This window comes from Comamonas sp. CMM03, assembly GCF_019218715.1.
GTDB classification, from domain to species: domain Bacteria; phylum Pseudomonadota; class Gammaproteobacteria; order Burkholderiales; family Burkholderiaceae_C; genus Comamonas; species Comamonas terrigena.
The window spans coordinates 17,946-32,382 of record NZ_JAHUXB010000003.1; the positions used below are offsets into that span (position 1 = coordinate 17,946).

Sequence of the window (14,437 nt, forward strand, 5' to 3'; positions counted from 1 at the left end):
GTGAAGGTGGGGCCTGGGTGCTCAGCGCAGGCTGAGCACGTCGAACATGTCGAACTGGCCGCTGGTCTTGCCGGCCAGAAAACGTGCTGCACGCAGGCTGCCCTGGGCATAGCCGGCGCGGCTACTGGACTTGTGCGAGATTTCCACGCGCTCGCCCGTGCCGGCAAACAGCACGGTATGGTCACCCACGATGTCGCCACCGCGCACGGTGGCAAAGCCGATGGTGTCGGGCTTGCGCTCGCCGGTGTGGCCAAAGCGCTCGTACACGGCGCGGTCGGCCAGCTGGGTACCCTGGGCTTCGGCAATCACCTCGCCCATTTTCAGCGCCGTACCGGAGGGTGCATCCACCTTGTGCTTGTGGTGGGCTTCGATGATTTCGATGTCATAGCCACCTTCCTGCAGCGCCTTGGCCGCCATTTCGAGCAGCTTGAACGTGACATTGACGCCCACGCTCATGTTCGGCGACAGGATGACCGCCGTCTTCTGGGCATGGACGGCGATTTCGGCCTTCTGCGCATCGCTGAAGCCGGTGGTGCCGATCACCAGCTTCACCCCCAGCTCGGCCGCCACGGCCAGGTGGGCCAGCGTGCCTTCGGGGCGGGTGAAGTCGATCAGCACATCGGCCTTGGCCAGAGCGGTGCGCACATCGCTCTCGATCAGCACGCCAGTGGCCTTGCCCAGGAAGGCGGCGGCGTCCTGGCCCAGGCCGGGGCTGCCGGGCTGGTCGAGTGCGGCGGCCAGCTGGCAGTCACCGCTGGCCAGCACGGCCTCGATCAGCATATGGCCCATGCGGCCGGATGCGCCGGCAATGGCCACGCGCAGCGAAGAAGGGGAAGAAGCGGTCATGGTGAAACAGCGGGATTCAGGGCGGGGCCGCGTACGGCCGGGGGTTCCTATGGCAAAAGGGCCGCTGGTGCGCATGGCTGCGCGGCGACCCTTTTCAATTCATGGCACGGCAGTGCCGGCGTGAGCCGGTGGCCGCCCCGTGGGCATCAGCGGGCCGGCGCATCCAGGCGCGGGTAGGCCGTGGTGCTGGCGGGCGTTGCCGGCGCAGCATCGGCCACCGCGGTGTCGGCCGTCTTCTTGACCGGGTAGCGGGCCAGCTGGGCCTCGGTGGCTTCGAGCTGGGGCACCTTGATGTTGCTCATCTTCTTGCCCAGCGAGGCCACGAATTCGTCTTCGGAGGGCATCTCATCGCCTTCGGCGCGGTCAAACTGGTCACCGTTGAAGAACACGGTCAGCTTGCGCGTCTGGGGATCGACCTTGGCGCGCTTGAGCGTGAACACGTATTCCCAGCGGTCGGCGTGGAACACGCTGGTCACCAGCGGCGTACCCAGGATTTCCCGCACCTGCTGGCGGCTCATGCCGGGCTGCAGGGCAGCGACCTGCTCCTTGGAAACGAAGTTGCCCTGCACCACGTCCACCTTGTAGGGGGTGATGACGCTGGCAACACTGCGCGAGGCACTGTCGAAGCTGCCGCAAGCGGCAAGCAGTCCGCCCAGCGACAGGGTCATGAGCACAGAAACACAACGGCGGGCTTTGGCATGCATGGGTAATGGCTACGGGATATGATCCGAACCATTGTAGCGGCAGGTTCCGGGAGGAGCCCCAGGTGCACCGCCACCCCGCTGCAAGGGCCATTCCTGCCGCCGCTGGCGCACCGTCCGTCCACGGTCGCCAGGCCAACCAGAGACCCAGACATGAAAAACATCGACGAGCTCAAAAGCACGGGCCTGAAAGCCACCCTGCCCCGCCTGAAGATTCTGGAGATCTTCCAAACCGGCAAGCAGCGCCACATGACGGCCGAAGACGTGTTCCGCGTGCTGCTGGACGAACGTTCGGACATCGGTCTGGCCACGGTCTACCGCGTGCTGACCCAGTTCGAACAGGCCGGCATCCTGCTGCGCAGCAACTTCGAAAGCGGCAAGGCCGTCTACGAGCTGAACGAGGGCCAGCACCACGACCACTTTGTCTGCACCAGCTGCGGCAAGGTCGAAGAGTTCTATGACCCCGAAATCGAAAAGCGCCAGCAGCTGATCGCCAACCAGATGGGCTGGTCCATCCAGGACCACTCCATGTCGCTGTACGGCCAGTGCGCCGACTGCTCCAAGAAAGGTGCACAGCGCTGAGGTCTGACGCGATCTTTACCTGCTGATGCAAAAAGGCGCTCCACGGAGCGCCTTTTTTTATGTCCCAGAGCTGAGACACCCTGCGGATCTGGCCCGGCTTACTCGATGCCGCGCTCCATGGCACGGCGGTGGCGGTCCACGAACTCCTGGTAGGTGTCAATGCCCCGCAGCTGCAGGATGGTGTTGCGCACGGCGGCTTCCACCAGCACGGCGATATTGCGACCGGCCACCACCTGGATGATCACCTTGAGCACCGGCACGCCCAGCACATCCTGTGTCAGCGGCTCCTGGGGCAGGCGCTCGTAGTCGCGCTCCATGGTTTCCTTGCGCACCAGGTGCACGATCAGCTTGAGGCGCATCTTGCGCCGCACCGCCGTCTCGCCAAAGATGGCACGGATGTCCAGCAGGCCGATGCCGCGCACTTCCAGCAGGTTCTGCAGCAGATCGGGGCACTTGCCTTCGATCGTGGTCTGGTTGATGCGAAACAGGTCCACCGCATCGTCGGCCACCAGCCCGTTGCCACGGGTGACCAGTTCCAGTCCCAGCTCGCTCTTGCCCAGGCCGGATTCGCCGGTGATCAGCACGCCCATGCCCAGAATGTCCATGAACACGCCGTGCATGGTGGTGCGGTCGGCAAAGTGCTTGGACAGGTAAGCGCGCAGCACGTCGATCACAAAGGCCGCAGCCTCGTGCGTGGCGAACATGGGGATCTGCGCGCGCTCGCACATCGAGATCAGCGCCTGCGGGGCCTGCTGGCCATCGGCCAGCACCAGCACCGGCGGCTCCAGCGTGACGATGCGCGACACCCGCCGAGCACAGTCCTCGGGCGTGGCATTGGTCAGGTAGGCGACTTCGCGCTCACCGATCACCTGCACCCGGTAGGGATGGATGTAATTCAGGTAGCCAACCAGATCGGCGCCGGAGCGGGCCGAGCGCACGGCCATTTCATCGAAACGGCGCTCGGAAGCTCCCAGGCCTGCCAGCCATTCCCAGCGCAGGCTTTCGCGGAAAGCCTCGAACAGGCGGTCGGCGTTGACGGCAGTGGGCTTCACAGGCTCAGGCGGCGGGGGAAGAGGCGGCCGACTTCCAGTCGGCAATCAGGCCGTACAGCTCTGCGGCGTCGGTGCAGGCCACCAGGCGCTGGCGCAGGGCCGAATCGCTGAGCAGCTCGGCGATCTCGGACAGGATTTCCAGATGCTGCTGCGTGGCCGCTTCCGGCACCAGCAGGAAGATCAGCAGGCTGACAGGTTGCTCGTCGGGCGCATCGAAACCGATGGCGCGCGCCATCTGGAACACGGCCGCCATCGGCGACTTCAGACCCTTGATGCGGCCATGGGGAATGGCCACGCCATGGCCCAGACCGGTAGAGCCCAGGCGCTCGCGGGCGAACAGGCTGTCGGTGATGAGCGCGCGGGACAGACCGTGCAGGCTTTCAAACAAAAGCCCTGCTTCTTCGAAAGCGCGCTTCTTGCTGGTGGCGTCCACGCTCACAAGGACTTGTGCGGACGGCAGGATGGAGGCTAGACGGTTCATGTAGGAAGAATTATGCACCGGGTGGCCCGATCACGGCACATGCCCCCCAGTCGCGCAAAAAGAGCCGCGCGGGGCGGCTCCTCTGTGGTGAAAAGGTCGGTGTCAGGCTGTTGCAAGCGCACTGAGGTCACGTTTCGCCGCTTCCCCTCGCCGCTCCTGCAGGCGGGTCTTGTGTTTGACGACCTTGCGGTCCAGCTTGTCGATCAGCTCATCCACGGCCGCATACAGGTCGAAGTGGGAACTGCCGGCATACAGATCATTGCCTTTGACGCGCACATTGCATACGGCGCGCTGGCGCTTGTCCTTTTCGCTCTCGTTGTGTACCGAAAGCAAGACCTTCACGTCGATCACTTGGTCAAAGTGGCGCAGCACGCGCTGCAGTTTTTCCATGACGTAATTGCGCAGTGCGGGGGTGACATCCAGATGGTGCCCGCTGATGGTCAGGTTCATAAACCAGCCTCCTGTGGTCTCAAAGTCCAGATTGCCTTCCGACAGGCTGAAGAACCTGCCGGAGGCGTTCGGCGGTGAATGCGCATTCGTCTCGCTTGGAGCCCACTGTGCGCGATCTGCACCGGGAAATCAACGGCATACCGCCACATCCCGCTGGGGAATGGGGGTGGTGCTGACCGACCGCCGGAATGGGCGCACAATAAGTCGTTTTGATGAAAATCCCGACAGACGGCAGCACGCGCTGCTGTCCACCGACCCTGCCCAGGAAGGCATCCGACACGCCCGGTGTGGATGTGGTCTTCCACCCGGCACAGCCCGGCGTCGGCACGTAGAATTCCGCCCTGGCACCGCCTTGCTCCCAGGGCAGCGTCCCGAGCCCGCCCCTATTCCCAGTGACCCCCATGACCACCCAGTCCAGCCCTTCCGCCCTGCACACCTCCAATATCCGCTCGCTGCCCCTGCTGGCACGCGGCAAGGTCCGTGACAACTATGCCGTGGGCGATGACCGCATCCTGATGGTGGCTTCCGACCGTCTGTCGGCTTTCGACGTGATCATGGGCGAACCCATCCCCGGCAAGGGCGTGCTGCTGACGCAGATGGCGCTGTACTGGTTCGACAAGCTGGGCCATATCTGCCCCAACCACCTGACCGGCGACCGTCCCGAATCCGTGGTCACCGCCGATGAAGTCAAGCAGGTCGAGGGCCGCTCCATGCTGGTCAAGCGCCTCAAGCCCGTGCTGATCGAAGCCGTGGTGCGTGGCTACCTGGCCGGCAGCGGCTGGAAAGAGTATCAAGAGTCGCAATCGGTCTGCGGCGTGAAGCTGCCCGCCGGTCTGGTCAACTCGGCCAAGCTGCCCGAACCCATCTACACCCCCGCCGCCAAGGCCGAAATGGGTGACCACGACGAAAACATCACCTACGAGCGCACCGTCGAGATGGTGGGCGAGCCGCTGGCAGCGCAAATCCGCGATACCGCCATCCGCATCTACAAGGAAGCGGCCGAGATCGCCCTGACCAAGGGCATGATCATTGCCGACACCAAGTTCGAATTCGGCCTGACCGAAGACGGCACCCTGGTGCTGATGGACGAGGTGCTGACCCCCGACAGCTCGCGCTACTGGCCCGTGGAAGGCTATGCCGACGCCCTGGCGGCCGGCGCCAACCCCCCCAGCTACGACAAGCAGTTCGTGCGCGACTGGCTGGAACAGGCCCAGGTCAACGGCAAGCCCTGGGACAAGACCGCTCCCGCACCCCGCTTGCCCCAGGATGTGATCGCCAAGACCGCCGCCAAATACCATGAAGCGCTGGAACGCCTGACGGCCTGATCGCTGTGCCTGCGGCGCCCCCCCGGTGCGCGCAGTCCCTCCTCACAGAACGCCTGGAGTGCGTCTGCGTGCAGTGTCAGAGATCGCCCTCTCTGAACGCCTGCCCCGGATGCGCCAGGCGTTTTGCTTGCGGCAGCGGCCTGGAAAGCCCCGCCTCCAGGCACAGCCCACCCTGCCACGTAGTAAGCGGTTAACACCCGCCACCCGGCCCGTCTGCCTACCATGGACGCCGCCCCCACAGCAGGGGCGCACCACCACACACAGGAGACAGACATGGCAGGCAAGAAGATTCTGATGATTTGCGGCGACTACTGCGAGGACTACGAAACCATGGTCCCCTTCCAGACGCTGCAGGCGGTGGGCCACACCGTGCATGCCGTCTGCCCCGACAAAAAGGCCGGCGACCACATCAAGACCGCCATCCACGACTTCGAAGGGGCCCAGACCTACAGCGAAAAGCCCGGTCACAACTTCACCCTGAACGCCAGCTTCGCCGAGGTGAAAGCCGAGCAGTACGACGCCCTGGTCATCCCCGGGGGCCGCGGTCCCGAATACCTGCGCAACCACCCTGACGTGCTGGCCGCCGTGCGCCACTTCTTTGATGCCGGCAAGCCCGTAGCCGCCGTCTGCCATGGTGCCCAGCTGCTGGCCGGCGCGGGCGTGCTCAAGGGCCGCACCTGTTCGGCTTACCCGGCCTGCAGGGCCGAGGTGGAACTGGCCGGTGGCCGCTACGCCGACATCGCGGTGGACCAGGCCCATACCGAAGGCAATCTGGTCAGCGCCCCCGCCTGGCCAGCCCATCCCGCGTGGATGGCGCAGTTCCTGGCGCTGCTGGGCACCCGCATCAGCCACTGAGGCGATTTCCGGGCCGGTTGCCCCTCACCGCTCCAGCGCGGCCGGCGCCGGGGCGCCGCCGTGTCGCTCCGGCCCCCAGCCCTCCTCCCCGCAACCCCGGATGGACGCCTGCCCTGTCGCCACCTAGGATGGCCCGGCCACCTGCATTTCCGGGAACCTTGCCATGTGCCAAGTCTTTGTCAGCGCCGACCCGCAGCTCTATGCCCACCGCGCCCGCTCCATCCGGTTGCATGGTGTGGCCACCAGCATCCGGCTGGAGAACCTGTTCTGGCAGGTACTGGACGACATTGCCACGCGCGACGGCTTCACCGTTCCCCAGCTGTGCACCAGGCTGTACGACGAACTGGTTGCCGAGCGCGGGACGGTGGACAACTTCACCTCGTTTCTGCGCGTGTGCTGCACCCGCTACCTGGCGCTGCAGCTGTCCGGCGAGATTCCGCAGGATGTGCACATCCCCATCCGCTCGCTGACCGTGGGTCCCAGCGGCCTGGAACGCCATCCGGGCCCCACCGTGCTGCACCACTGAGCGCGTCCCCCTTCCGCTGCGGCGCGGCATGGGGCCGTTGGTGCACACGCGGTCTGGCGTTGGCGACGCGTACGGACACTGCCAGCCCTTCTGCGCCCGCCCCCGCCATCCGGCACGGTGGGCACCGCATGGCCCAGGCTAAAACAGATGTTTTACTCATTAACAAAATAGAAAACATTATTTTTAGAAATATCAAATGATTTCTACAGTGGCGTCCATTGACATTCCAAGCCGAAAGACGCCCCATGACTGCCCGCGAAGCCCCGCTGTTCACCCCCGACACCCTGCCCCTGCTGCTGGCCGGCCAAGGCATTGACGCCCCCGCGGCCCAGGCCGCCGTGCAAGCCGGTCTGCAGGTGCTGCAGGACTTCATGCGCACTTTCAACGCCCGCGATGCCCTGGCCTGGGCCCAGGTGATGAACTACCCCCATGTGCGCCTGGCGGGCGACCAGGTCATCGTCTGGCACAACGCCGCCGACTACGCTGCCGCCAACGACCTGACACCGCTGGCCGACACCGGCTGGGCCTACAGCCGCTGGGACTTCATCCGTCCCGTGCAGGCCGATGCCACCAAGGTGCACTTTGCGCTGCAATTCACCCGCTATGACGCCCAGGACCGTGCCCAGCAATCGTTCCAAGCCCTGTACGTCGTCACCTTGCAGGATGGCCACTGGGGCGTGCAGTCGCGCTCCAGCTATGCCGGCGTGCTGACACCCGGCGCAGCCTTCTGAAAAAAGGAGCACGCCATGCCCATTTCCACTGCCGTGTCCCGCCGCAGCTGGCTGCACAGCGCCCTGGCCGCCACCACCGCCTTCACCACGGCCGGCCTGGGCCTGCCGCTGCCGGCCCAGGCCGCCCAGGCCAAGGCCGCTGCGGCCTACCCGGTCCGCCCCGTCAAGGTGGTAGTGCCCTATCCGGCCGGCGGCGTGATCGATGTCACGGCCCGCGCCGTCACCGACGCCCTGGCCCAGCGCTGGGGCCAGCCCGTGATCGTGGAAAACCGCCCCGGTGCCAACGGCAACCTGGGCGCCCAGGCGGTGCACCAGGCAGCCGCCGATGGCTACACCCTGCTGATCGGCTCCACCTTCACCGTCATCAACCCGCTGACGGACAAGACCACCCGCTACCGCACCAGCGACTTTGTGCCCGTGGCCAGCATCGGCAGCACGCCCAATGTCTGGGTCGTGCCCGCCAGCGCGCCCTGGCGCACGCTGCAGGACTTCATCACCCAGGCCCGCCAGCAGCCCGGGGCCTTCAATGTGGCCAACCCGGGCCAGGGCAGCTCCAACCACCTGGGGCTGGAGCGTCTGGCCGCCAGCGCCGGCATCCAGATCACCCAGGTCAACTACCAGGGCCAGCCCCCCTTCATCACCGACCTGGCCAATGGCCAGATCCACATCGCCCCGCTGACCGCCACCCTGGCACTGCCCCATATCCAGAGCGGCAAGCTGCGCGCCCTGGCCGTGAGTGCCCCCACCCGCCTGCCGGCGCTGGCCCAGGTGCCCACGCTGGCCGAACTGGGCCTGGGGGACGCCACCGTGGTGCCGTGGAGCGGCTTCATGGCCCCGGCCGGCACGCCAGCGGCACTGGTCGCCCAGCTGCAGGCGGCGATTGCCGAAGTGCAGGCCCAGCCCGCCGTGCTGCAGCGTTACGCCACCTTGCAGGCCCAGGCACCCGAGCGCCCGCAGGACTTTGCCCAGCTGGTCCAGCGCGAGCAGCAGCGCTGGACCGCGCTGCTGGGTGCAGCGGTCAAGACCGCCAGCGCCCCGTGATCGTGGCGCGGGCCGCGTACCCAACAAAAAGGCCACCCGAAGGTGGCCTTTTGCACAGGGCCAGGGCCCACAAACGTCAGTTCAGCGCCATGCTCAGACGGCGGCGGTAGCTGTTGACCAGGGCCGTGGCCTCGTCCTGCTCCGCGCCGCCCTTGCCCACCAGCTCGATGCCGCCGGCGGTCTTGCCGGGCACGGCGTCCTGTTTCTTGGGCTTGGGCGGAGTCAGCAGCTCCAGAATGCCCACGTACAGCTTGCGCGCGGCCTGGCCGTTCCAGTCCTTGTCGCGCATGATGATTTCCAGCAGCTCGTCCATGGACGCCGTCCACTGGCCTTCGGCGGCCAGGATGCGGGCCTTGGCAAATCGGGTGTCAAAGTCACGCTTGTTCTGGGCAATGGCGGCGTCGAACTGCTCCACCGGCCAGTTGCCGCGCTCGTCCTGCTGCACAAACACCATGCACTGCAGCCACTGGTTCAGCGCTTCGAAGCGCAGGACCTGGGGAATGCGCTTGAGCGGCTCCATCATCAGGCTGGCGGCCTCTTCATAGCCACCGGTGGCGATCAGCAGGCGCACATAGTCAAAACGGGCATCGTCGTTGGTGGGGTCGGCGGCCAGGGCATCGGCCAGCTTGCCCAGCGCGGCCTGCGTGTCTCCGGCTTCCAGCATCTGCTGGGCCTCGTCCACCTCGGCCTCGGCCTGCAGCTCGCCCTCGCTGGGCAGGTGCTTGTCCAGGAAATCGCGCACCTGGCCTTCGGTCTGTGCCCCCATGAAGCCGTCCACCGGGCGACCGCCGATCATCAGGATGCAGGTCGGCACGCTGCGGATGCCGAACATGCCGGCGATCTGCTGGTTGGCGTCCACATCCACCTTGGCCAGGGTGAAGCGGCCGGCGTATTCCACCTCCAGCTTCTCCAGCGTGGGCACCAGCGTCTTGCATGGGCCGCACCAGGTGGCCCAGAAATCCACCAGCACCGGCGTCTGCATGGAGGCGGCGACCACCTCGGTTTCAAAATTTTCAATGGTGACGTCAATCATGTGGTTCCCAATGTCCGAATGCGGGGTACGGCGTGCGTACGGTGTGTCTCTACGGGTGCGGCCTGCAAGGCAGGCCACGGGGTCTCCGGCTGCGGTGCGCACCGCCTGCACAGCGCGCAGCACACCATGCAGCGATTCTCTCCGCAAACGCGGCACACGCCTGCGAAGGCCTGCCGCCCAAGCAGTGCACCGCTGCACGGCAACTGCACACATGGGAGCGGTTGCGGCCTTCTTCAAGGGGTGCAGTGTGCGCCGCCACCCGTTCGCGCTTGCCACGCCGGGCACCGATAGCTCCGCTTTTCAGAGCACCGTGCTCCGCGCCAGACACCACGCCCCGTGCCGGACGCGGTGACCCAGGCGGTGCACACGCGGCCGGCGGGGACCGTCCCTACGCCCGGCTATGCCCCGTGCAGGGCCACAGCTATGGCGAAACCGTAAAATCAGGGGTTCCACTAGGCCGGGCGGCAGTGCCCCGAAGAACATGAACCCCATCCAAGTTGGCGTGGTCATGGGTTCCAGCAGCGACTGGGACACCATGCAACACGCAGTTGCCATCCTCCAGCAATTCGGTATCGCGTTTGAAGCGCAGGTCGTCTCGGCCCACCGCATGCCGGACGACATGTTCCGCTTCGCCGAAGCCGCTGCCGACCGCGGCCTCAAGGCCATCATCGCCGGTGCCGGCGGCGCAGCCCACCTGCCCGGCATGATTGCCGCCAAGACCACGGTGCCCGTGCTGGGCGTGCCCGTGGCCAGCCGCCACCTGCAAGGCGTGGATTCGCTGCACTCCATCGTCCAGATGCCCAAGGGCGTGCCCGTGGCTACCTTTGCCATCGGCAACGCCGGCGCTGCCAACGCGGCCCTGTTCGCCGTGGCGCTGCTGGCCAACGAGGATGCGGCACTGCGCAAGCAGCTCGACGCCTTCCGCGCCGAGCAGACCGAAGCGGCCCGCAACATGACCCTGCCGGTGAACGCATGAGCGCCAGCGACACGCACGTGATCCTGCCCGGCGCCACGCTGGGCGTGCTGGGCGGCGGCCAGTTGGGCCGCATGTTTGCCCACGCGGCCCAGGCCATGGGCTATTTCACCGCCGTGCTGGACCCGGATGCCACCAGCCCTGCCGGCCGGGTCAGCCACCACCATGTGCGCACCGGTTACGAGGACGCACAGGGCCTGGCCGAGCTGGCCACGCTGTGCGCGGCCGTGACCACCGAATTCGAGAACGTGCCCGCAGCGGCCCTGAACCGGCTGGCCGAAAGCCTGCCCGTCTCGCCGGCCGGCGCCTCGGTCGCGATTGCCCAGGACCGCGCGGCCGAAAAAGCCCACTTCGTGAAGTGCGGCGTGCCCTGCGCCCCCTATGCCGTGATCGAAACGGCCGCCCAGCTGGCGGCCGTCAACGACGCGCTGCTGCCCGGCATCCTGAAGACGGCCCGCATGGGCTACGACGGCAAGGGCCAGATCCGGGTCAAGACCCGGGCCGAACTGGCCGCCGGCTGGGACGAGCTGGGCCAGGTGGCCTGCGTGCTGGAAAAAATGCTGCCGCTGGCGCACGAATGCTCGGTCATCGTCGCGCGCGGCCGCAATGGCGACATCGTCAACCTGCCGGTGCAGCGCAATCTGCACCGCGACGGCATTCTGGCCGTGACCGAGGTGTATGCCGGCAACCTGCCCGCCGCGCAGGCAGAGCAGGCGATCGCAGCGGCCAAGTCGGTGGCCATCGGTCTCGACTACGTGGGCGTGCTCTGCGTGGAATTCTTTGTGCTGGACAACGGCCAGCTCGTGGTCAACGAGATCGCACCGCGCCCGCACAACAGCGGCCACTACAGCCAGAACGCCATGGATGTGTCGCAGTTCGAGCTGCAGGTGCGCTGCATGACCAACCTGCCCCTGGTGCAGCCGCGCCAGCACAGCGCCACCGTGATGCTGAACCTGCTGGGCGATCTGTGGTTCACGCAGGGCGACACCGCCCGGTCCCCCGCCTGGGGCCAGGTGCTGGCACTGCCCGGCACCCATCTGCACCTGTACGGCAAGGTCGATGCCAAGCGCGCCCGCAAGATGGGCCACCTGAACATCACCGCGGCCACGCCCGACCAGGCGCGTGACACCGCGCTGCAGGCGGCCGCCATCCTCGGCATTGCGCCTTTTTAAGGAACACACGTGATTCTGGATGGAACGCTGGACGCCTCGGTCCAGGCTGCGGCTGCGGCACTGCAACGCGGTGAACTGCTGGGCCTGCCCACCGAGACGGTCTATGGTCTAGCCGCCGACAGCGACAACGACGCCGCCGTGGCCCAGATCTTCACCGCCAAGGGCCGTCCGGCCAACCATCCGCTGATCGTGCATGTGGCAGACAGCGCGGCCATCACCCGCTATGCAAAGGAAGTGCCGGTCTTTGCACAGCAACTGATCGACGCGTTCTGGCCCGGCCCGCTCACCCTGATCCTGCCGCGCCTGCCGGGCGCCGCCAAGGCCTCGACCGGCGGACAGGACAGCGTGGGCCTGCGCTGCCCGTCGCACCCCGTGGCCCATGCCGTGCTGGCGGCCTGCCAGCAGCTGAGCCCGCCGGTCTGGGGCGTTTCCGCCCCCAGCGCCAACAAGTTCGGCCGCGTCAGCCCCACCACGGCCGACCATGTCGCCGCCGAATTCGGGGATGCGCTGCTGGTGCTCGATGGCGGCGCCTGCGAAGTCGGCATCGAGTCAACCATCGTGGACTGCACGCGCGGCGTGCCCGTGCTGCTGCGCCCCGGCGCCATCACCCGCGACGATATCGAGCGCGCCTGCGGGCAGCGCCCACTCTCGAAAGAGGAGCTGACGGCGGACACCCCGCGCGCCTCAGGCACGCTGCTGGCCCATTACGCCCCCAATGCCAAGGTGCGACTGATGGATGCAGCTGCGCTGCAGCAGGCCCTGAATGCCCTGGGGCCGGAGGCACGCCAGCTCTGCGTCTACCACCGCAGCGCGCTGCATTCGCCGGCACCCGGCGTCACGCTGCACGCCATGCCCCGGCAGGCGCTGGCCGCTGCCCAGGAGCTGTTCGGCACGCTGCGTGACTTTGACGCACTGGGGGCCCAGTTCATCTGGATCGAAACCCCACCCGACAGCGCCGACTGGGAAGGCGTGCGCGACCGGCTGCAGCGCGCGGCCGCAGCTGGCTGATCCACCGCATCCCGGGTCCTGGGCGGCCCGGTGCCGGTGTCAGCCGTCCTGCCTGCCTCGGGTGTCAGCGCGGCGCGGCCGCCGTGACGGCGCCACTGTCCCGTGCCACCCAGTCCACCAGCGCGTCCAGCGCCGGGCGGGCGGCACCGGCATTGGCGTGGTTGACGAAGGCCACCAGCACATAGCGCTTGCCGCTGACCCCATCCACATAGCCGGCCAGCGCATTGCTGTCGCGCAGCGAACCGGTCTTCAGGTGGGCGGAGGCCTGGGCCTTGCTGCGGCGCAGCGTCCCGTCCACGCCGGCAATGGGCAGCGAGGCCACGAACTCCGGCATCACCGGCGACAGCCAGGCACTCTGCAGCATGCGGCCCAGCGCGTGGGCGCTGATGCGCGACTCCCGGCTCAGGCCGGCACCGTTGTCCACCACCGGCCGCTCGGCCACACCCCAGCGGCTGCTCCACCAGCGGGCCACGGCCTCGTTGGCGGTCTGCATGCTGCCCACGCCGGCCTGCTCCAGCCCCAGCGTCAGGAACACCTGCTGAGTCATCACGTTGTTGCTGTATTTGTTGATGTCGCGCACCACCTCGCCCAGCGCGGGCGATTCGGCCACAAAGGCCGGGCTGAGACCGGCGGGCACACGGCCTTCGCGCACCACGCCGCCGAGCTTGCCGCCCAACTCGCGCCACATGCCTTCCACCGCCCGGGCCGCAAACTGCTGCGGATCGGCCGGGGCAATGGACCACACCTTGTCGCCGCAACTGGCCGGGTACTGGCCCGCAAAGCCCATGCGCACCGGATCGGCCCAGTCGCCTTGCAGCGCGCTGCGCCAATCCCCGCAGTCGGTGCCCGCCGGCGCCAGCGGCACCGTGGCCTGCTGCTGCACGCCCGCCAGCGGCGGCTCCCACTGCACGCGGGCCACACCAGCCCGGGCATCGGGCACCAGCGTCATCACAGCGGATTTGTAGTTCAGCAGCAGCGCATCGGGCGCCACGTTGTAGGGCCGGAACGGTTCGCCGTCGAAGGCGGCCGCATCGTGGGCCGGCAGGGCAAAGGCGCTGCGGTCCAGAACGATGTCCCCCGCAATCGTCTTCACCCCCATGCCCTGCAGGCGGCGCAGCAGCAGCCACAGCCGCTCCATCACCAGCTTGGGGTCGCCCCGGCCCTGCAGGTAGAGATGGCCCTGCAGGCTGCCGTTGCTGATGCTGCCGTCCAGATAGACCGGGGTGCGCCAGACATAGGCCGGCCCCAGCATGTCCAGTGCCGCATAGGTGGTGACCAGCTTCATCACGGACGCCGGGTTCATGGCTTCGCGCTCGCGCCAGACCAGGCGCGGGCTGCTGCGGCCTTCGGCCTCGGCCACATAGAAGGACACCGCCTCGCGCGGGATCTTGGCGCGCTGCAGCGCCGCTTCGACCACGACCGGCAGGGCCATGACGCGGGCAGAAGTGGCCGGCGGTGCGGCCACCGGGGAGGCCGGCGCCGCCTGTGCCACGGCCAGCACCGGCAGGACGGCCAGCGCACCGGCGGCGGTCAGCCGGCACATGGCGCGGACACCGCGCCCAGGGTCAGAAATTCGCATGGCCCGCAGTCTAGTGCCTGCGCACCGACCCGGACAGCACCGGGGACGGCAGGTGCCAAGGCCATGCCTGCCCCTGGGAAAG

General features: G+C 67.4%; 16 protein-coding genes. 9 read left to right on the plus strand and 7 right to left on the minus strand.

Translation table 11 applies throughout. The features are described 5' to 3' along the window. Positions 1-21: 21 nt before the first annotated feature. Both dapB and KW830_RS10880 read right to left on the minus strand, forming a co-directional pair. Complete coding sequence (dapB, locus tag KW830_RS10875; protein ID WP_066537900.1) at positions 22-846, minus strand: 4-hydroxy-tetrahydrodipicolinate reductase; 825 nt, start codon at positions 844-846, stop codon at positions 22-24. Positions 847-992: 146 nt separating this feature from the next. Next, positions 993-1,550, minus strand: a complete 558-nt coding sequence (locus KW830_RS10880) for an outer membrane protein assembly factor BamE (protein ID WP_218333186.1) — start codon at positions 1,548-1,550, stop codon at positions 993-995. Positions 1,551-1,700: 150 nt separating this feature from the next. On the opposite strand from KW830_RS10880, the gene fur reads away from it, so the two are divergent. Further along, the gene (gene fur / locus KW830_RS10885) at positions 1,701-2,129 is read left to right on the plus strand and encodes a ferric iron uptake transcriptional regulator (protein ID WP_066537912.1); all 429 of its coding nucleotides are present in this window, start codon (positions 1,701-1,703) and stop codon (positions 2,127-2,129) included. Positions 2,130-2,227: 98 nt separating this feature from the next. On the opposite strand, the gene hprK is transcribed toward fur, so the two are convergent. The 3 genes from hprK to hpf form a co-directional block, all read right to left on the minus strand. Then, entirely contained in the window at positions 2,228-3,181 is a 954-nt protein-coding gene (hprK, locus tag KW830_RS10890; RefSeq protein ID WP_066537922.1) for an HPr(Ser) kinase/phosphatase, read from the minus strand. 4 nt (positions 3,182-3,185) lie between these two features. Next, the gene (locus tag KW830_RS10895; protein ID WP_066537931.1) at positions 3,186-3,662 is read right to left on the minus strand and encodes a PTS sugar transporter subunit IIA; all 477 of its coding nucleotides are present in this window, start codon (positions 3,660-3,662) and stop codon (positions 3,186-3,188) included. Positions 3,663-3,764: 102 nt separating this feature from the next. Then, complete coding sequence (hpf, locus tag KW830_RS10900) at positions 3,765-4,112, minus strand: ribosome hibernation-promoting factor, HPF/YfiA family (protein WP_218333187.1); 348 nt, start codon at positions 4,110-4,112, stop codon at positions 3,765-3,767. A gap of 401 nt (positions 4,113-4,513) precedes the next feature. Between hpf and KW830_RS10905 the strand changes: the two genes are divergently transcribed. The 5 genes from KW830_RS10905 (at position 4,514) to KW830_RS10925 (ending at position 8,590) form a co-directional block, all read left to right on the plus strand. After that, positions 4,514-5,437, plus strand: coding sequence for a phosphoribosylaminoimidazolesuccinocarboxamide synthase (locus KW830_RS10905; RefSeq protein ID WP_218333188.1), 924 nt, complete (start codon positions 4,514-4,516; stop codon positions 5,435-5,437). A gap of 273 nt (positions 5,438-5,710) precedes the next feature. Further along, a complete protein-coding gene (locus KW830_RS10910; RefSeq protein ID WP_218333189.1) occupies positions 5,711-6,292 on the plus strand; it encodes a DJ-1/PfpI family protein in 582 nt (193 codons plus the stop codon). Positions 6,293-6,455: 163 nt separating this feature from the next. Beyond that, positions 6,456-6,818 carry a ribbon-helix-helix domain-containing protein gene (locus tag KW830_RS10915; protein WP_218333190.1) on the plus strand — a complete coding sequence of 121 codons (363 nt, stop codon included), beginning with the start codon at positions 6,456-6,458 and terminating at the stop codon, positions 6,816-6,818. A gap of 245 nt (positions 6,819-7,063) precedes the next feature. Next, the gene (locus tag KW830_RS10920) at positions 7,064-7,549 is read left to right on the plus strand and encodes a hypothetical protein (RefSeq protein WP_218333191.1); all 486 of its coding nucleotides are present in this window, start codon (positions 7,064-7,066) and stop codon (positions 7,547-7,549) included. Between the two features lie 15 nt (positions 7,550-7,564). Continuing rightward, positions 7,565-8,590 carry a tripartite tricarboxylate transporter substrate binding protein gene (locus tag KW830_RS10925; RefSeq protein ID WP_218333192.1) on the plus strand — a complete coding sequence of 342 codons (1,026 nt, stop codon included), beginning with the start codon at positions 7,565-7,567 and terminating at the stop codon, positions 8,588-8,590. Positions 8,591-8,666: 76 nt separating this feature from the next. Here KW830_RS10925 and trxA read toward each other — a convergent pair whose 3' ends face one another. Next, complete coding sequence (gene trxA / locus KW830_RS10930) at positions 8,667-9,623, minus strand: thioredoxin (RefSeq protein WP_066537950.1); 957 nt, start codon at positions 9,621-9,623, stop codon at positions 8,667-8,669. A 481-nt stretch (positions 9,624-10,104) separates the two neighbouring features. On the opposite strand from trxA, the gene purE reads away from it, so the two are divergent. The 3 genes from purE to KW830_RS10945 are packed head-to-tail and all read left to right on the plus strand — an operon-like array spanning position 10,105 to position 12,776. Then, positions 10,105-10,599 carry a 5-(carboxyamino)imidazole ribonucleotide mutase gene (gene purE, locus KW830_RS10935; RefSeq protein WP_066537955.1) on the plus strand — a complete coding sequence of 165 codons (495 nt, stop codon included), beginning with the start codon at positions 10,105-10,107 and terminating at the stop codon, positions 10,597-10,599. Then, positions 10,596-11,768 (plus strand): 5-(carboxyamino)imidazole ribonucleotide synthase, encoded by a 1,173-nt coding sequence (locus KW830_RS10940; protein ID WP_218333193.1) that lies wholly within the window; start codon positions 10,596-10,598, stop codon positions 11,766-11,768. Before purE ends, KW830_RS10940 begins: the two co-directional genes overlap by 4 nt. 9 nt (positions 11,769-11,777) lie before the next feature. Beyond that, positions 11,778-12,776: an L-threonylcarbamoyladenylate synthase gene (locus tag KW830_RS10945; protein ID WP_218333194.1), complete on the plus strand. Its 999-nt coding sequence runs from the start codon at positions 11,778-11,780 to the stop codon at positions 12,774-12,776. Between the two features lie 64 nt (positions 12,777-12,840). Here the strand turns inward: KW830_RS10945 and dacB are convergent, their stop codons facing one another. Continuing rightward, positions 12,841-14,355, minus strand: a complete 1,515-nt coding sequence (dacB, locus tag KW830_RS10950; protein ID WP_370626117.1) for a D-alanyl-D-alanine carboxypeptidase/D-alanyl-D-alanine-endopeptidase — start codon at positions 14,353-14,355, stop codon at positions 12,841-12,843. Positions 14,356-14,437 lie beyond the last annotated feature (82 nt).